Source organism: Methanosarcina sp., from assembly GCF_049706645.1.
Classification (GTDB): Archaea; Halobacteriota; Methanosarcinia; order Methanosarcinales; family Methanosarcinaceae; genus Methanosarcina.
Genome location: NZ_JBNAKP010000005.1, coordinates 74672 through 92945, shown reverse-complemented (window position 1 = coordinate 92945; position 18274 = coordinate 74672). Strand labels below are relative to the sequence as shown.

Below are 18274 nucleotides of genomic sequence, written 5' to 3'. Positions count from 1 at the left end.
TTCTGTTGAAAATTTCCCACAGACTGGTTTTATTCTTATTACCTTTATTCTGCCTTTATTTTACCTGTTACTAATCTTTTGCTGGTCTTTTTATTTATTCTTCCGGTATTACTGCCCTTTCAAAATTTTCCTTTTCTACAAGAACCTTTGTTGCATCAATTCCCACTTTTGTGGTCGTTCCGTCAGGAGCTCCTCGCGGGTCCAGGGAACTGCCCCGGACATTAGGTACAATAAGAATATCCATATCCCCTTTTACCCTCGTGGCAATTGCAAACTCAACATCGTTAGGATCAAAAATATTTATATCTTCGTCCACAACCACCACATGTTTAAGGCTCGTATGGGCTGCAAAGGCTGCCATGATGGCGTTTTTCGCATCTCCTTCGGTCTGCTTCTCAATCTGAACGACTGCATGGAGATAACAGCATCCCCCTTCTGTTAACACCACATTCTTGACGGTAGTAACCTCCCCTACAGCCCTGTAAATCCTTGGCTCGTAAGGCACCCCCATCATCAAAAGATGTTCAGGGCCTGCTGGCAGAATTCCGTGATAAATCGGGTCTTTTCTGTGGATAATTCGGGTGATATGGATAACAGGTTCCTTTCTTATCACATCATAAGTTCCCGTAATATCCACAAAAGGCCCTTCATCAACCTTTTCTGCGGGATCAACATAACCTTCAAGCACGATTTCGGCATGAGGAACCTTTACCCCGTTCCCGCACTCAAAAAGTTCCACCGAGGCTCCGCGCAGGGCGGCTGCGTACTCGAATTCTTTTCCTACAGGAACCCTTGTCGAAGTCGCGTAAATAATTGTCGGGTCGCAGCCAAGCACGATTGCAACAGGTAGGGGTTCGCCTTTTTCGGCGGCTTTTTTGTACAGAAGATAGGTGTGCCTCGGAGGGACCAGGCGGGCTGCGAGCTTATCTTTTCCTGCAAGCATAAGGCGGTGAATGGAAGCGTTAATCGTGCCACCGTACTCGGAAACTACAATTCCCGCAGTTATATAGGGGGCTCCGTCTTTTTCAAAATGTGTAAGGATAGGGAGTTTTGTCAGGTCAACCTGGTCTTCTATGACCTCAAGGGTTGGAGATTCTGACACCAGCCTCACTGCGCCTTCAGGAGAAACTTCCGAAAGCCTTTTTATGATCTCTTCTTTGGGGACTCCAAGCATGGAAGCAAGTTCGTCCCTTGATCCAAGCAGGTTCATAATGACCTTCGAACCTGAAATATCATGGAAAAGAACCGGGGCTTTTGCTATTTTTGCAATTCTCGAAGCTTCAAACCTCGGCGAAACGGGCTGCGAAATTTCTACCAGTTTTCCGTTTTCTTTTAACTGGTCGATAAAAGCTCTAAAACTCATGGGTATCTGGATATCAAAAAGCTGTCAGATAATAAAAAGATTGTCCGACAACCTTTTTAAAAAAAGGCTTGACCACAAACTTTTTCAAAAAAAGTTTGATCAAAAACGACCTAAAACGCTTTACGGCGTGATAAACCGGCGCAACGGTTTCGGCCCAACGGTTGTGATTGAACAAAATCTCATCTTAACATTCATCAAGCATGAAAGCCCTGGGCCTTATGATCCTTTTCTTCTCGTACTGATCAAAGCAGTGAGCTATCCAGCCTGAGACCCTGCCGATTGCAAAGATAGATGTTGCAAGTTGAGGGGGAATATCCATATACTTGTAAATAATTCCCGAGTAGAAATCCACGTTCGGATAGATTGGCTTTCCTTTTTTCTCCACAAGTTCACGAATTATTGTATTTTCTATTGATTCCGCTATATCGTACCAGTGCATATCCCCTTTTGCTTCTGCGAGTTGCCTGGAGAGCTGCTTGAATACCGTGCCCCTGGGGTCATAAGTCTTGTATACCCGGTGCCCGAAGCCCATGATCTTTTCTTTCTTTGCGAATTTTTCGAGCACAAATTTCTCTGCATTTTCCGGGGAATCAATTTCTTCAATCATGGTCATGACTTCTGCCCTTGCTCCGCCGTGCAGAGGGCCTTTAAGGGTGCAGAGTCCGGAAACAACAGCCGAATACAGGTCTGAAAGAGTAGAAGCGGTAACTCTTGACGAGAAGGTGGAGGCGTTTAGCTCGTGCTCGGCACTGAGGATGAAGTCTTTTTCCATGACCTCGGCTTCCAGCTGACTTGGTTTGCTTCCTCTTATCATGTACAGGAAGTTAGCTCCGTGGGAGAGGGATGGGTCAGGAGGCACAGGTTCTTTTCCGTTTGCGATTCTATAATACGCAGCAACTATGGTTGGGATCTTGGCAATTAACCGTATGGCTTTTCTCATATTTCCCTCAGGAGAGCTGTCGTTAATGTCCGGATCGAACTGTGATATGAAAGAAACGATTGTACGCAGCGCTTCCATAGAGTCAATATTGAAATTGCACATGCGGATAACGTCAATCACCTCCCTGTTGATTTCACGTTCCCCATGCAGGCGGGCTGAGAATTCGGCAAGCTCCTGGTCTCCGGGGAGTTCTCCCAGGATAAGCAGATAGGAAACTGCATCATAGGAAAGTTCAACCAGCTGGTTGATGTCTACCTCCCTATACTTCAGAATGCCCTCCAACCCGTCGATGAAACATATATTTTTACTCATTTTCTACCTCACAGTTATGCCTAGAGGATTTTCAAAAAACTTTGAAGTTTGGGGAATCCTCTGCTTATACGTGGAAGAGATTTAACGCGAAGGGCCTTATAAGACCCAAAAATAGGGTGACAATGCATTCCTATTATCGTCGAATAAGTATATTAAATTTGTTGAAATTGTATCTCGAAATCATTATAATTATTTTTTCTATCTTAAGGAAGCTACGGATTTAAACCGTCTGGTTATATTAAACCTGAAATTTGCTATTTTCAGAATATCATCTTCCTCAAAACGCGCGAAATAATAAAAATAACTCTCTTCCGATCAGGTAAAAGAAAAGGTTCCAAAAAAGTAGGAAGCTTTATGTAAAGCATGTGAAACCTTTTCAAAAAGATTTTCTATGCAGTTCCGGGATCTTAACCTATTATTTTTTCTTCACCGAATCCCGCAGGAACTTATGCAAAATCCCGCCGTTCATATAGTATTCTATCTCCACAACCGAATCCAGCCTCAAGATTACCTGAAACCGAATCTCTTCCCCGTTTTCATTCTTTGCCCTTACTGTAAGCTCTCCATGAGGCTCCATATATTCAATGCCCAGAATATCATAGCTTTCCTTTCCTGTGAGGCCCAGGGTATCGGCATTTTCACCTTCTTTAAACTGCAGAGGAAGAACTCCCATGCCGACAAGATTGCTTCTGTGGATACGCTCGAAAGACTCGGCGATAACGGCTTTTACTCCGAGCAGGAATGTGCCTTTGGCTGCCCAGTCCCTGGAACTACCTGTCCCGTACTCCTTTCCTGCAATAACTATCAGAGGAATATTATTTTCCGCATAAAGCGTAGCTGCTTCAAAAATAGGGATTCCTCCGCAGGATTCCTCAGGGAAGTCTTCTTTCCGGGGATGGTATAAAGTCCAGCCTCCCTCTCTGGCTACGAGCCTGTTCCTGAGCCGGATATTCCCGAAGGTTCCGCGCATCATTACCTCGTGGTTACCTCTGCGAGACCCATAGGAATTGAAGTCTTCAGGGCTCACTCCCCAGGCGATCAGGTATCTGCCTGCAGGACTATCTGACGGGATATCCCCAGCAGGGGAGATATGGTCTGTGGTAATACTGTCCCCGAAAAGGGCTAGGACTCTTGCGTTCTTTATATCTTCCGGCGAAGGAGCAGTAAGCGGGAAATCCACAAAATACGGAGGCTCCTGGATATATGTGGACATTGGGTTCCAATCATATAGGGTTCCGGTCGGAGCTTCCAGCTCTCTCCAGAGTTTGGGGCCTTCCAGGGCACCGGAATATTCTTTTTCGAACATTGAAGGTTTTATACTGTTCTTTTCAAGATCCCTGATCTCCTCCTCTGCAGGCCAGATATCCTTCAGGTAAACGGGGCGCCCGTTGGGATCATAAGCAAGGGGATCAGTTTCAAAATTAATATTTACGGTACCTGCAATTGCATAGGCCACAACAAGAGGCGGAGAAGCAAGGTAGTTTGCCCGAACAAGCGGATTAATCCGCCCTTCGAAGTTCCGATTTCCACTGAGCACGGCTGCAACAGTAAGGTCGTTTTCCTCAATTTCCCTAGCAACGTTTTCAGGTAAAGGCCCGCTGTTCCCTATACAGGTGGTACAGCCGTAACCAACCTGATGGAACCCCAGGGCTTCAAGGTATGGCAAAAGGCCTGCGGTTTTCAAATATTCCGTAGCTACCCTTGAACCGGGAGAAAGGCTTGTTTTTACGAAAGGCCTTACGTGCAGGCCCTTTTCTACAGCCTTTTTTGCGAGCAGCCCGGCCCCTATCAGGACTGAAGGGTTTGAGGTATTGGTACAGGAAGTAATTGCTGCAATCACTACGGAACCGTGTGTTACCCTGAAGGTTTTTTCCGGAGATTCCACGATTTCCTCTTCCACGCCAGGGGTTTCAGGCTCTTCTACAGACTTTCCTCCTTCTCCTATCCAGCGCTGGTAAGCAGAGTCTCTGGAAAGTTCAAGCCCTGACTCTTTCTTTCGAATAAAAGTCTGCTGCATTGTTTCAAGGTAGTTTTCTTGCACCTCATTCAGGAAGAGCTGATCCTGGGGACGCTTCGGGCCTGCAAGACAGGGCTTTACCGTGCTGATATCAAGTTCCAGGGTACTGCTGAAGATGGGATCGGGCCTGTGAACCGAACAGAGAAGGTCCTGGGCTTCCAGATATTTTTTCACAAGGTCGACCTGCTCTTCGCTTCTGCCGGTTCTTCGAAGGTAGTCGAGAGTCTCGACATCTGGCGGGAAAATTCCAAGGGTTGCCCCATACTCAGGAGCCATATTGGAGATCGTTGCCCTATCCGGAAGACTCAGCGAGTTTAATCCGGGCCCGTAGAATTCCACGAATTTGCCGACAACTCCCTTTTTTCTCAGGATTTTCGTAATTGTCAGGACAATATCGGTGGCAGTGACTCCCTGAGCAGGTTTTCCGTAGAGCTTGAAACCCACGACTTCAGGCACAGGCATGTAGTAAGGCTGCCCGAGCATTACGGCTTCGGCCTCTATGCCTCCAACTCCCCAGCCGAGTACTCCAATCCCATTGATCATTGTAGTATGGGAATCTGTCCCTACAAGAGTATCAGGAAATGCAGACAGCTCCCCTTCTTTCTCTATGAGATGCACAAGCGGGGTCAGGTACTCAAGATTTACCTGATGGATAATTCCCCTTCCAGGAGGCACGACTCTGAAATTATCAAAGGCTTTCTGTGCCCAGCGCAGGACGGAATAGCGTTCTGTGTTGCGTTCAAATTCCTTTTTCTCGTTTTCCTCAAGGGCGTATGCAGTGCCGTAAGAATCGACCTGCACGGAATGGTCAATCACAAGGTCGGCAGGGATAACAGGGTTTATCTTCGTGGGATCGCCTCCCAGGCGCTGTATTGCCGAGCGGAGGGCTGCCAGGTCTACTACGGCAGGAACGCCTGTGAAGTCCTGCATAATTACCCTTGATGGAATGAACGGGATATCCCTGTCACTTACATTTTCCGGGCTCCAGCGAGCAAGAGCCTCCACATCCTCGGTAGTTATTATATGCTTTTCAGTATCTGCGTGCCTGAGCAGGGATTCCAGCAGGATCTTTATGGAGTAAGGAAGCAGTGAAATCCCCTCAAAACCCTTTTCTTCCAGTTTTCCTAGTCTGTAAATCCTGGCTTTTCCAGCAGCTGTTTCAATAGTGTCTCTTACCCCAAATGGGTCCGGACCTTCTCTCATATATTTCGTACCTCCAGCAAAAATATGAAATTAAAATTATGATATTATAGATTTTCTCTTTATCGTATGAAAGCCCCATCTTATCCTCAGACTATTTTATTCCTTCGGGTTTACTATCTCCTTTTATATACAGGGGTTTAATGAACTGACAGGCTACCCTCTGCTTTTTCCCGGAATCCCCGAAAACTGTGTCCCAACTAAATTATATGTTAACCAGTATAATAATTGTTGATTTTTTCTCTAGCTTAAAGTACATTGCTCTTTATACATTGGCTCTCTAACCTGTATTTTTCAGATTACAGCAGCTAAGGAAAAAAAGAAAGGAAAGAACAGTTAAAAGTCGATTAAGAAAAAAATGGATTTACAAAGTATCAGAGCCCTGAGACAGCCTCAATCCTCAAACCATCTGAACTCTGAAACGATCTGAACTCTGAATAGGTCTTGAACTCTGAAGCGATCTTGAACTCTGAAGCTATCTGAAACTTCCTCATTTTCAAAATTAAATAAAAATCCGGACTTTTATCCTGTCCGGAATACCTGAAATTAAAAAAGGCGAAACTGCTTTATTCCTCAGCAGTTCCGATTGTTACGGTATATTCAAAGCTCTCGGTATTTTCGGGAAAGATTGAAAGCGTCCACTTTCCCGCAGCACCCGGAGCGGAATAGGTTTCCACGAAGGTTGTGGTTCCTCCCTGGTAACTTCCCTGGTTATTAGTTTCCATACTACCCGCAATTCTTGAAGAGATATATGGAACAGGATACGGCGGCTGAGAATATGCATCGTCCACTATGTTTATGGAGCCGCTGTATTTTGTGTGTACAAGGGTAGGAGTGACCTCATTTCCTGACGGGTCTGTCAGGCTCACGTTAAAGGAAGGCGTAAGATCCCGGTTTCCTCCGGTGGTATACAGGCCGTAACCATACTGGTAAGCTTTAATCTCCAGAGTGATAGGGCCGTCTGTTTCGGCTTCAAAGGTATTCTCATAAGGCTCTTCCGGAACCGGGAGGATGCGGAAGCTCAGGGAAACCAGCTCCTCATATTCGCGAATTCCGGGATCGTCAATATTCAGGTCAAGGTTGCCGTTGTAACTGCCCTTTGCATCAGCCGGAACCGCAAGTGTCAGTTTGACGATAGCTGTCTGTCCGGCTTTTATTTCTTCAGGGGCCTCCACCTGTATCGCATCGTCTCCGAAAGCCTGCTGCGGCATTCCTGTAGAGGAAGAGGAAGCCACGTCTTCAGCGTAAATAATGCCCCCTGCTTCAGTAAGCTCAGGGGAAATTGCAATATCTTTATCGCCCGTATTCCTGAGCTTTATTTCATAAGTATAATTCTCCCCGGCTTCTACAAGATCGTTTACATAAGGTGTAAAAATCTGGACCGAAGGCCTGACCCATACCTGTACGTTCAGCTGCATTGTGCCCGGGAAATTCGGATAATAACCAGCTACGTCCCCTTCAGGCACCTTTTCCGTGAAAGCAATAAGTACGGCATAGTTTCCAAGGTCGGCACCTTCCGGTATGTCCACCTTTACCTGAAATTCCTGTTTTTCTCCGGGTTTCAGAGCCTTTTGAGAGGGACTTATACTGATCCAGCTTTCATTCATGAAATTTTCCGTGTAAGGAGTGATTAAAGGTTCCGGTTTTAAGTTAATTGTCTTGTTGTCTTTGTTCTCAACGATTACAGTAAAGTTATCGTTGTCTCCCGGTTCAAGTTCCAGGTATTTATAAGCCGGATCAACCCTGATTTTCTCAAATTCGGGGAAATAATCCCCGGCATAAATCGAAGATGATTCAACGCTTGCCCCGACTTTTGGCTGTACCTTATCTATAGCAGGCACTGCAATATTTCCATCCCCTGCTCCTGCGCAGGCAATCGAAAAGATTGCTACGACAAGGAGCCCGCAAACTATTCCTTTTAACACCTTAGTATCCAGTATACGCATACTTTTCACCTCGCTCATTATATACTAAGGCACGAGACTTATAAAATAATTCCCTAAACTACGAATCAATTTGCAGTTATTTCCAGAAAGAAAGGTTCCGGAAGTTCAGTTTTTGTTTTCCTTCTTTCTTTACGCATCTGGTTTAAAAAATCGAGTTAATTGCTTCCTGAACTCCGACTGTTGCCATCCAGGCAAGGAAATTCAGATTTTACCTAATAAGAGTGAACGGAAAAAGATATCAAGTCTCAAAATTAAACTTCTGAGAGGTAATTAAATTGATATGCAGGTAATTAAATTGATATATATGTAACAGCGAGTTGATACTAAAGTTACCCGGGCTACTAATTATTCCGGTGCAGATAAAGTTTTTCGTTTAAGAAGGAAGGCATTTATTTTCAGGAAGGAGTGCATTTTCTTGCTTAAAGAGAAAGTATTCGATAGACTTTCAGATGCAGGATTCAGGGTCGGGAAAAAATCCAAATCCAGAAAGGCTTCATCACGTGAATCTCTTTTTGGGTCCGGTCCTATAATTGATGCTGATTTCGTCGAGATAGATGAGGGTTTCTTCCGCGATCCGGATTCCTATTCTGGACCGGATTCAGGTCCAATTGACTCGGAACTTCTGGAAGACCTCAGAGAATATCTCAGGACGAGGTCTGAAGAGGAGATTTCCGAGATCTTTCAAGAAGTCCGTAAAATTCTGGAGAGCAGAGGTGCCGAAAATGATTTCCGGAAGGCTTCCGGAGAGGAGATCCCTGTTAATCAAAGAGCAAGAATAAAAAAGATCTCAAAGAATGCTCTCAAGGTCTTTTTGGAAACGGCTTCCTATGGGAGGAAGCGCATAGTAAGCGCCTCAAAAATGGCTTCCTCAAAAGCCTCATCCATAGCATCCGAAAGAAAAGAATCAATAGTGTATTCCTCGAAAAAGCTCAATGAGAAATGGAATAACCTGAGTCCTAGAGACCGCAAAATTATTTCCGAATTAATAGTTGCGTTGATTGAAATTGGGGTGCTCAAAGGGGCCAGCCGGAGTAAACAGGCCGCTTTTGCTATCCTCTCAAGCATATCCAGGCATCAGACCCCGGGCAGGAAAGACCTGGAGGATTTCGCAGAAGGCTTGCAGAAAATTCTCAAGCGCGGGCGTTGAAGCATGTGGAAGGCATAGAGAAGGTATGAGAGCCGGACAAATCATAAAAAAGTTCTGAATCCAAGATTTTCTGAAATCAAAGATATCCTGAAGTTAAAATGTCCGGAAACTTAAAACCTGTAGGGTTTGCTTATAGCTTTCACAAAACTTGCAGGACTTTCCATAACATCCCAGTTTTTGGCATTCCTTATAAAATATGTATGGTCAGAAACCTTTTCCATTCCGCCTGCATCGTCATTCCCTATTATGAGGGAAAAGATCCGGGCTCTTCTTTCAGTTTTTATTTCATTCCATTCCCGGATAAGCGGAACTTCCGAAAGTTCGGAGAACCCATCGGTAAGGAATAGGAGATCAGCGCCCTCAAATGCTTTTTCGTTTTTCATAGCTTTGAGGCCCGCGCGAAGTGCGGTATTGAAATCGGTGCCGCCGCCGAAAGTAAGTTTCAGGAACTCCAGAAACTCTTCACCCATACGCTTTTTATTTGTGAGCTCTATCTCAACGGTCTGCCACTTCGAGGAAAAGAGAATTACCTTAACGTCCCTGTTTTCTTTCAGCATTCTTCTTGTAATTGCCAGAAGCACAGCTTTTGCAAGAAGCTCGGGGCTTCCTCGCATCGAGGCTGAGGTGTCTACAAGGGCGACTACAGGCCCTTTTCTCTTTTTTCCTGCAGTATCCGAGTTCCAGTTTTCCCCTTTTAACTGGTAGGTCAGGAGTTTTCCTTCCAGCATATCGGCGTAAAATTTGCGCTTCAGGAGAGGATTTTTCAGCTTTACGGCTTCTGCTGGGAGCAGTGTCTGGATATCGCCTGAAAAGGTAACTGAATGCACTTCACTTTTACTGTATGGCGATAGATTCAGCTTTTTTGAGCCGTACTCAAGTTCGATTCTTCCAACCTGCTCAAGAATCTCGTTAATTTCCGAGCACCTTTTGAGGATTGCGGCGTACTTTTCAAGGTTTCCGAAGTATTCCCTGTGAAGAGCCCTTAAGGAGTGATCCCAGCCTCTGCCCGGAAAGAGCATTGAGAGAATTTCGAGCATTTCGAGATGGTCTTCCAGCACAGGGATTAACTCTTCAAGTTTTGCAGCCATGCTTTCTTCTATGACAGAATCCAGTGCCTCTCCCGCCTTTTCCGAAGACATGAACTTCAAAGTCACTGAAGCGAGTTTTTCGGATCCCGCAGTTTTTCCAGCCTGATGATCCGGATTTTTCCCTTTTTCAGATTCAGGGTCTTGTAGAGAACTTTCCTGTTTAAGAGAATTTTCCTGTTCAAGGGAATTTTCCTGTTTGAGAGAACTTTCCGGCTTGTTTTCCTCAATTGCCTGTCGATTGGATACATCCGGGTATTCCTGAGGCCGGAAATTTTTCTCTATATCCCGTACTCTATTCCTTTCCCATACATTCTGGGTTTCATCGATAAGGTCCTTCAGGGCCTTAAGGCTTTTTTCGAGACTCTTTGCGAATTTTTTTGAAAATTTGGACTCTATCTTCCCATAATCGTCCAGAAGTGTAAAGAGTTCTTCAAGCAGGGTTCTGAGAATAAAAACGCCTGCCAGGTTGTTAGCTCCGGCAAGAGCCTTTATTTCGTTCCAGACCCTGAGATCCCTTAGACCTAGAAAAATCGGATAAAAAGCTCCAAATTTGCCCATAAAGAGTTTTTCATCCTTTATTTCGTATCCTTCTTCTGAAAAGAGCTCGTAAACAAGAATTTCCGCAATTTCTTCCCTGATCTGCCTTGGCATTTTTCGTGGAGTCGCCAGGACTTCCCTGAGCTCAATATTCAATATTGTGGAAGGATTAAAGGCATGGCTGAATGATAAAGATGAGCCTGACCCCGGAATGCCTTCGAAACCTTCCTTCCGCCTTTTTAATTCCTGCATGTTTTCCTTTTCCGAAAATTCTCCTGAGCTTTAAGAGAATTTTATAAGCTTAGAGGGATTATAGAATCCTTAAGAAATTTTTATTTCAGCTTTCTCTTATTTTTGAAATATTCCAGTCTCAGGCTACCTCTCCTGCTTTTTCAACGACCACATTAAATACCCTGGGTTTTTCCAGCAGGAGCCGTATTTCGTTCAGATTGTTTGCAATCTCGTAAATATCCGTGTTTTTGGAACGGTATTTCATCAGGATTTCCTGGCTGTCCTGCCCTGAAACCCAGAGATTTTCTCTCAGGGTATTCTCAAGAGCTTTTTCTTCCTCCTGGATTTGCCTTCTGAAATAGTTAAGTCTCTCCTCGAGATTTTCGTACTCTTTTTCATAGAGCTTCTTATCTCCATAGTCGAGGCTGATCTTGAATTCAAATCCGTATTTCCTGCGGAACTGCTCTGCCAGAGATTCGAAACTCAGGGAACTGTTGAGATTGTTATAATCGAGCCCGAAACTGTAGGTATGGGTTGGAAACTCGGTATGGTGTTTCAACAGATCAAGGGCATTGTCGAATGTGAGATTCCTCTGCATCCTCCCCCCTGAAAACCTTGAGCTTTTCATGCCGCCTGCTGTTTTTCTGTCTTCTTCGTAGCACTTATTACAGGCTACAAGATCCGGAAGTTCCTGCTGCAGGCAGCTGTAAATGGAATTTTTCAGGTCAAAAACATCCAGTTTCAGTTTACCGGTATCCGTGCCGCCTGAAACAACCCTATCCAGAATCAGCTTCCTTATGGCTTCCTTCTGTTCAGGCACTTCCCAGAGCATATGCTGTAACAGGACAGCCGTCATCCTGTTTACGCTTGTGTGCCCGTTTACGACTGAGGCAACCCTGAGTATGTTTACAATTTTTTTCCAGCGCCGGTCTGAGACAAAAATATTGGAATTCTTAAGTTCTCTTCGGAGTGTCTTTATAACTGCCCGAACTTCGGGATCAACCGGGAGATCCCTGGCCCTCTTCTGGATTTCCTTTATATCCTCTATGCTGAGTCTCGTTGAGGGTATGAAATCTTCCGTGTTCTTGAAGATCAGGTCTTCAAGGTTCTCTTCGTGCTGGATATAATCTACCCTGTACCTGAACAGAAAACGGTCGTAAAGGGCTTCGAGGCTTTCATCTTCTTCGGGCAGCTCATTGGAAGCCCCAAAAACGGAAAAAAGAGGTACATCGATAAGCTCCTTGCCGTTATGGTATTTTCTCTCATTCAGCACAGTCAGCAGGCTGTTTAAAATAGAGCTGTTTGCCTTGAAAATCTCATCAAGCAGGGCTACATGGGCAGTTGGAAGGTAGCCCTCTATCCGTCTGCTGAATTCATCCCTCTCAAGCGCCTTGAGGGAAAGCGGTCCAAATACCTCTTCAGGCGTGGAAAAGCGAGTCAGAAGATAATGGAAAAAGTTTCCTCCCTCAATAGTTTCACAGATTTTGTTTGCAAGCAGGGTTTTTGCAGTCCCTGGCGGGCCCAGTAAAAGGACATGCTCGCCGGAAAGGAGTGCAAGAAGAGACCCGTTGATTTCAGCATCCCGTTCTTTAAAGTAGTCTGAAAACTCCTGTTTGATATTGATAACTGTATTTTTTAAATCCAGGACTCTCATAAATTCCAAAACCTTTATAAATTTGTCTTTTTCAGCATCTTGCCTTGAGTGTGCGAGAAAGATGCTACAATAGTGAATTGCAATAGCCGGCTAGAATAATGTTAAAAATGAACTCCCTATTCTTATGGGCCTTGCCTTAATTAATTTTTCTAAAAATTCTTGTCCCTACCACCGATATGTCTGCGGATTATGTTTCTTCTCAGTGATATACCTTTCTGCCTTTAATAATGAAGCCCGAGTTTTCACCAGAGCTCATGCGCCGGCCTGGTATCCATTTTAATTAAATCCCTGCTGATTTTGCCTTTTACCATCCGAAGAAGTTATGCGTAAGGAAGTCGATCATCAATGAGAATATTAAGTTCATCTATGAGAGTACTTCAAATTCATCTGAGCCGAAAGTATTCCTGATAACAAAAAATAAGAACCATATTTTAAATTATTAGTCGATATCCTGAAACTAACAACTATCCTGAAAGTAATCAATATTTGAAAATCAATTGATAATTCGGAAGTCCTTGCATGAATGATTTCGAGCGTGAAAAATACAGCCGGCAGATCCTTCTTTTTGGGGAAGAGGGGCAGGAAAAGCTGAAGAATGCAAAAGTACTGGTTGCCGGAGCAGGCGGACTGGGAAGTCCGGTTTCAACCTATCTGGCAATAGCCGGAGTCGGAAAAATAATTCTTGCAGACTTCGATTCCGTGGATCCCAGCAATCTAAACAGGCAGTTCCTGCATCATGAGAAGGACATCGGAAGGCTTAAGGTAGAGTCAGCAAAGGAAAAACTGCTTTCCATGAACCCGGATATTGAGGTTGAAACCATAGAAGAGATGCTCAGCGAATCAAATCTTGAAGCCCTGGTTCCTGAATGTGACGTAATAGTTGATGCGCTTGATAACCTCGAAACAAGACACATGCTTAACAGGCTTGCCATAAAAAGAAGAATTCCTTTAATTCATGGAGCAGTTACAGGGTATGACGGCCAGGTAACAACAATAGTGCCTGGAGAAACTCCCTGTTTTTACTGCATTTTCCCGCGCATTTCCAGAAAGGAAGTTTTTCCGGTTTTAGGGGCAACCCCAGGAGTCATTGGTTCCATTCAGGCAAATGAAGCGATTAAGTTCTTGACAGGGCAGGGGAAGCTTCTGGAAGGCCGTCTTCTGTTCTGGAATGGGCTTTCAGGAAATTTCAGTGAAATTTCACTCTCGAAGCTAAACAATTGTCCGGTTTGCGGATATCTTAATCAAAAAAGCGAAAATAAATGAGGACTTTAACTTTCTGAACCAGAGTAAACCTTTATTTCAATTCCCTGCTGCCCATTGGTCAATTTTTATATATCTTCAGTAATAATATCTTATAGGGTATCTTACGCGAGGGGATTTGATGAAAAGGAAGGCCAGGCCAATTGAGAAAGAAGTCAATGTTTGGGACGGCAGCTCAAATTTATGGTCTTATGGATTCCAGGATCTAAGTACATCCGCACCTGATTTGTCTTCTGCCTCTATCCAGAATGTGCCCTATTTTGACCTTCGGATCTATCGGGAGTCCAGGGTAAAATCACTGATCAAGGTACACAGTAAAGACATGTACCGGCTGCTTGAGAAGGTTCACTTTGACGGAAACTACTACACGGTAAAGCGCGTAAGTTCAGGGGAGTGGGAGTACTGCTGGGACCTGGCTGTCAGGGTTCAGTATTTCGGAAAAATGCTGGGAATGACTCTTTATCCCAAACGCCTGGTTTCACAGAAAGAAAAAAAAATTGTGTACAGGTACATGATCCTGGTTAACCCTTACCAGCTCTGGGAAGAGGCTCTTGTAAACAGATTCTGGAACTTGCAGGAGAGGGTCGAATTCCTGATAGCCAGAATTCTTTTTCACGAGTGCATTCACGTTATGATCTCACTTGGAAGTATTGTGCCTTCAGGCTTCGGGAATATGGATATTTACCTTGAATTCAGGAAGATGCTGGAAGTCTCGGTCTCCAAGAAACTTTCCACCCAACTTCACAGTGTACAGTTCCGTCTCTGGAACCTCGTTCTGTTTGGAGCGTCAGGTTCCGAAGGTGAAAAAAAGCTGCTTGAAAAAGTTCAGGAGATACACGAATTCCTGATCAATGAAAAGTACAGTAACCAGAAAACCGGAAAAGCTTTCCATTTTCCTTCGAACAACACAAAAATCGCCAGAAAATATGCATGGGTGGCAGCTGTCAAAGCCGGAGGATGCAAACAGGTCAGTAAAAGGGTCTGGCAGGTAGAGGTCCGCAGGCTCAGCATAGCGCTGAGGGAACTCTTTGATGGGATTGATACGGAATTGAGCAGTATGGGACTTAAATTGAGTTAAATGATAAGGGTCGATATAAAGTTGAAAAAGTATCAAGCTTTAAGGGCTGATACAAAGTTAAAAAGTATTAAGCCTTGAAAATTATTGAGCCGGCAGGTTTTCGGAGATTTCCCGGTTATTTTCCTGCCCTTTATCAGTTCCTGCCTTTAGTTATGATCCTATTGTTTACTTTTACATTTATTTCACAATATCAGACTATTATCTGCTGTCTCTCTTTTTTGTCCTGTCATTTTACTGTCATTTTATCTGTCATTTTATTATTCACTTTATTATTCACTTTTCTGGTTACATCTCATTTTTTAGGGCTGAATCTTAGAACTTACTGTTCCAAAATTTTTGCGATTTTTGCCATATCAGGGAGTTCATGCACAGGATACGCTTCGAAAAATATGACTTTCTGTTCCTCGTCGATAATTATGTTCGCCCTCTCGGAAACCCCTTCTTTTTCTCTGAATATTCCATATGCTCTGGCAACCTCCCCATGCGGCCAGAAGTCCGAAAGAAGCTTGATGTGCGTAATTCCCAGTTCCCTGGCCCAGGCTCTTTTTGATGGTATGGGATCCACACTTATGCCAAAAGCCACTGTGTTCAGCCTGGTAAACATTTCGTGGTTTTCTTCAAGTGATTTCATCTGTTCTGCACACACATTTGTCCAGGCAAGCGGATGAAACGATAGGAGTACCTTCTTGCCAGCGAAGTCATAGAGACGAACCTCTTTCTGTTTTTGGTCTCTTAATCTGAAATCCTGAATTTTATCCCCGATTTTAATCTCGTTCATCGTGAATTTCCCCAATTAAATAAAATCATATATATTTAATAAATTGTCTATCTTTATTAGGAACTGAAAACCTGAATCGTAATAAAAGGCCAAAAATAAGAAATCAGTTGACAGGACGGAGCACAAATTTAATGTTACTTTTCTGCAACTGTAAATTTTATAGTGAACTCGGTTCCTCTGTCTCTTTTCACCTCAAGTTTGCCCCCTAACTGGTTTACAAGCGTGGTTATCAGTTGAAGGCCGAGAGTTTCGGAATTTTGGATATCGAGGCTTTCAGGCATACCCACCCCATTATCTTTAACCGTAAGAACAAAGCCTGTATTTTGACAACTGGCTTTATCTCTTTCTCCCTTGTCATTTTTGCGCTGCCAGACTTCTTTCCTGAAAAGTTCTATTTGAACACGCCCTTTCTTTCTATCTGGAAACGCATGTTTGAAGGAGTTTGAAACAAGTTCATTTACGATTATTCCTAACGGAACTGCTGTATCCATATCAAAGAAAATACTCTCTTCCAGGTTTATTTCCAGGCTGACGTCGGAATTTCCGAGCCTGTTAGTCTGGAAAAGGTTCTCACTGAGCTTTTGAAGGTACGTTGAAAAATTTAATGTATCGACTTTCCCGCCTCTGTGCAGCTCTTCGTGGATGAGAGCCATAGATACTACTCGATTCTGGCTTTCCAGAAAAGAATCAAGAACTTCTGAAGTTTGAACAGTGTCCCTGTTTTTGAACCTTTCAGCCTGAAGATCAAGTAAGGACGAGATTACCTGCAGGTTATTCTTAATCCTGTGATGAATTTCCTTTTTACGGGCAATTTCGGCATTTGCAAGATTTTCTTCGGCCTCTTTCTTTTCAGTTATATCGTGAATCGTACCCTGGTATATAACGGGTTTCCCACTACTGCCGGATATCTTCTGATAGGCCGCATGGACCCATTTTACTCGCCCATCCCTGCATATTATCCGGAAATCGATTTCCCCGTAGCGGGAATGCGAAGAAGCCTGTAGCTCTTTCTTTTCCTCATAAATGAGGGACAGGTCTTCAGGGTGGATAAGCTCTTTCCAGAGCTGAGAGGACAGGAATTCTTCTTCACTATAGCCTGTAATTTCCTCAACACTTCCGTGAAGGAATAGAGGAACGAAATTCTCCTTGAGCTGGAAAACGATTCCCTTAAAGTTCTTTATAAACGAGCGATATTTTTCTTCGCTTTCCTGAAGTTCCTTCTGCGCTTTGTTTCGTTCGGTAACATCAAGCACAGCCCCGACAAGTCCATTTATCTCACCTTCTGTACCAAAAAAAGGGGATTTGATAACGACAAATTCTCTCCCGAGGCAGTTTGGGAGATATCTGCTTTTTAATTCGCAGCATTGTTCTATTCCCTGTCCGTAAATCTGAAGGTCCAGTTCATCATATTTTTTTATCAGCTCGTGGGGCGCCTGATGTGTAAGTTCACCATAGATCCGGCCTGTTATTTTCTCTTTAGGGAGACCTATGATTTCCTCTGCAAAATGCTTATTGCAGCCTATATATCTGCCTTCGGTATTCTTATAGAAAACAGGAACCGGAATTTCATCAAGCAACCTTTCCTTAAAGTCCAGGTTTTCTCTCAGGGCTTTTTCAGTCTCTCTGACCTGAGTGATATCCTGCATAACTGTAACAAATCCGAGAATCTCCCCTCTTTCCCCACTGAAGGTTGATTTATTTGTAAGGAAAGTTCGTTTTACCCCATCGGCACAGATACCCTCGCATTCGAGGGTCAGGCTTTGCCCGGATTTTAGAAGTTCCCTGTCGGTTTTATCCCATTCTTCAAAACACCTGAAAATACTCTGCTCTTTTTGGGGACTTTTTCCCTGAAATTTATCTAAGGCATTATTTCCGATCTCACGCAGGGTAAGGCCGAGAACTGTTTCTTCGGGAAGTCCTGCAATTTGCCTGGCAAAAGATCTGTTAACGCCAAGGATCACCCCTTCACGGTCAGTATATATAACAGGATTAAGTATGCCATTGAGTATATTCCTGAGAAAGGAGAAATCGGCCTTAGATACTTTCTCTCCGCTTTTAAATTCAGGAGTCTGGCAGCAAAATTCCTGATTTGTAGTATCAAATTTTTTAGCTTCGTTTTCTGCCAATATTTTTCAGCTCCCCTGCCTTCTATTATACCCCTTATATCTCTTATTTTTCGAACTCAGCTTTTACAGTAATTTTAGCTGAACTTTTAGAAGTTGCTACAGTTCTTAATATTATTATTTTACGCAAACTCTTTTATTAAAAGTTTTTTCAGGCATTATCTAAAAATAGAGAGCCCTTTATTTATTTAAGCGTTTTTTATAAAGCTAAGTTAATGTTAATGAAAGAGAATTGCTAACTTATAAAGTTATCAGTATTAATATAAAAATATTCATTCTTGTCAAACAGCTGTTTTGGAAAAATAATAAAAGTATAATAAAGTAAAAGTACACAGAAATATTTTGAAAAAAGCAAAGAAGAATTAAGGAACTTAGAAGAATCCCGGAATTGCTGAATCCGTTTACCGTATCCCCAATATAGCCTCTTCGAATATCTATGCTCCCCCGAACAATTAATTCAAAGAGAAGTCAGCAACTTCCGGGAAGTTCTTTATTTATGTGGTAGAATACCCCCTCATTTCCCAACTCCAGCATATACTAAGAATAGAAATTATTTTAAATTAATTATACAAAAAATTAGTTTCAAGCAAATAATATTTC

At 43.4% G+C, this 18274-nt stretch carries 11 protein-coding genes; 3 read left to right on the top strand and 8 right to left on the bottom strand.

The genetic code is table 11. From position 1 onward, the window contains the following. Window positions 1-94: 94 nt before the first annotated feature. The 4 genes from ACPK8D_RS01620 to ACPK8D_RS01605 all read right to left on the bottom strand — a co-directional run bounded on the left by ACPK8D_RS01620 (window position 95) and on the right by ACPK8D_RS01605 (window position 7778). Window positions 95-1363 carry a UbiD family decarboxylase gene (locus ACPK8D_RS01620; RefSeq protein ID WP_424716091.1) on the bottom strand — a complete coding sequence of 423 codons (1269 nt, stop codon included), beginning with the start codon at window positions 1361-1363 and terminating at the stop codon, window positions 95-97. A 184-nt stretch (window positions 1364-1547) separates the two neighbouring features. Then, window positions 1548-2615, bottom strand: coding sequence for a citrate/2-methylcitrate synthase (locus tag ACPK8D_RS01615; protein ID WP_424716090.1), 1068 nt, complete (start codon window positions 2613-2615; stop codon window positions 1548-1550). 415 nt (window positions 2616-3030) lie between these two features. Then, the gene (acnA, locus tag ACPK8D_RS01610) at window positions 3031-5835 is read right to left on the bottom strand and encodes an aconitate hydratase AcnA (protein WP_424716089.1); all 2805 of its coding nucleotides are present in this window, start codon (window positions 5833-5835) and stop codon (window positions 3031-3033) included. A 563-nt stretch (window positions 5836-6398) separates the two neighbouring features. Further along, window positions 6399-7778 (bottom strand): hypothetical protein, encoded by a 1380-nt coding sequence (locus tag ACPK8D_RS01605; RefSeq protein ID WP_424716088.1) that lies wholly within the window; start codon window positions 7776-7778, stop codon window positions 6399-6401. A gap of 415 nt (window positions 7779-8193) precedes the next feature. Here ACPK8D_RS01605 and ACPK8D_RS01600 point away from each other — a divergent pair, with 415 nt between their 5' ends. Beyond that, window positions 8194-8925, top strand: coding sequence for a hypothetical protein (locus tag ACPK8D_RS01600; protein ID WP_424716087.1), 732 nt, complete (start codon window positions 8194-8196; stop codon window positions 8923-8925). Window positions 8926-9035: 110 nt separating this feature from the next. Here the strand turns inward: ACPK8D_RS01600 and ACPK8D_RS01595 are convergent, their stop codons facing one another. Together ACPK8D_RS01595 and ACPK8D_RS01590 are read right to left on the bottom strand one after the other, a co-directional pair. Then, window positions 9036-10802, bottom strand: a complete 1767-nt coding sequence (locus ACPK8D_RS01595; RefSeq protein ID WP_424716086.1) for a vWA domain-containing protein — start codon at window positions 10800-10802, stop codon at window positions 9036-9038. A 118-nt stretch (window positions 10803-10920) separates the two neighbouring features. Next, complete coding sequence (locus tag ACPK8D_RS01590) at window positions 10921-12435, bottom strand: AAA family ATPase (protein ID WP_424716162.1); 1515 nt, start codon at window positions 12433-12435, stop codon at window positions 10921-10923. A gap of 519 nt (window positions 12436-12954) precedes the next feature. On the opposite strand from ACPK8D_RS01590, the gene ACPK8D_RS01585 reads away from it, so the two are divergent. Together ACPK8D_RS01585 and ACPK8D_RS01580 are read left to right on the top strand one after the other, a co-directional pair. Then, the gene (locus ACPK8D_RS01585) at window positions 12955-13698 is read left to right on the top strand and encodes a HesA/MoeB/ThiF family protein (protein WP_424716085.1); all 744 of its coding nucleotides are present in this window, start codon (window positions 12955-12957) and stop codon (window positions 13696-13698) included. Window positions 13699-13816: 118 nt separating this feature from the next. Beyond that, window positions 13817-14773 carry a hypothetical protein gene (locus ACPK8D_RS01580; RefSeq protein ID WP_424716084.1) on the top strand — a complete coding sequence of 319 codons (957 nt, stop codon included), beginning with the start codon at window positions 13817-13819 and terminating at the stop codon, window positions 14771-14773. Between the two features lie 319 nt (window positions 14774-15092). Here the strand turns inward: ACPK8D_RS01580 and ACPK8D_RS01575 are convergent, their stop codons facing one another. Both ACPK8D_RS01575 and ACPK8D_RS01570 read right to left on the bottom strand, forming a co-directional pair. Then, entirely contained in the window at window positions 15093-15551 is a 459-nt protein-coding gene (locus ACPK8D_RS01575) for a peroxiredoxin (RefSeq protein ID WP_424716083.1), read from the bottom strand. Window positions 15552-15685: 134 nt separating this feature from the next. Continuing rightward, window positions 15686-17677, bottom strand: a complete 1992-nt coding sequence (locus tag ACPK8D_RS01570) for a PAS domain S-box protein (RefSeq protein ID WP_424716082.1) — start codon at window positions 17675-17677, stop codon at window positions 15686-15688. Window positions 17678-18274 lie beyond the last annotated feature (597 nt).

What these genes read in the sequence shown, in the direction of transcription:
- ACPK8D_RS01620 (WP_424716091.1), bottom strand. Translation starts at nt 1,363, where the DNA reads ATGAGTTTTAGAGCTTTTATCGACCAGTTAAAAGAAAACGGAAAACTG.
- ACPK8D_RS01615 (WP_424716090.1), bottom strand. Translation starts at nt 2,615, where the DNA reads ATGAGTAAAAATATATGTTTCATCGACGGGTTGGAGGGCATTCTGAAG.
- acnA (WP_424716089.1), bottom strand. Translation starts at nt 5,835, where the DNA reads ATGAGAGAAGGTCCGGACCCATTTGGGGTAAGAGACACTATTGAAACA.
- ACPK8D_RS01605 (WP_424716088.1), bottom strand. Translation starts at nt 7,778, where the DNA reads ATGCGTATACTGGATACTAAGGTGTTAAAAGGAATAGTTTGCGGGCTC.
- ACPK8D_RS01595 (WP_424716086.1), bottom strand. Translation starts at nt 10,802, where the DNA reads ATGCAGGAATTAAAAAGGCGGAAGGAAGGTTTCGAAGGCATTCCGGGG.
- ACPK8D_RS01590 (WP_424716162.1), bottom strand. Translation starts at nt 12,435, where the DNA reads ATGAGAGTCCTGGATTTAAAAAATACAGTTATCAATATCAAACAGGAG.
- ACPK8D_RS01585 (WP_424716085.1), top strand. Translation starts at nt 12,955, where the DNA reads ATGAATGATTTCGAGCGTGAAAAATACAGCCGGCAGATCCTTCTTTTT.
- ACPK8D_RS01580 (WP_424716084.1), top strand. Translation starts at nt 13,817, where the DNA reads ATGAAAAGGAAGGCCAGGCCAATTGAGAAAGAAGTCAATGTTTGGGAC.
- ACPK8D_RS01575 (WP_424716083.1), bottom strand. Translation starts at nt 15,551, where the DNA reads ATGAACGAGATTAAAATCGGGGATAAAATTCAGGATTTCAGATTAAGA.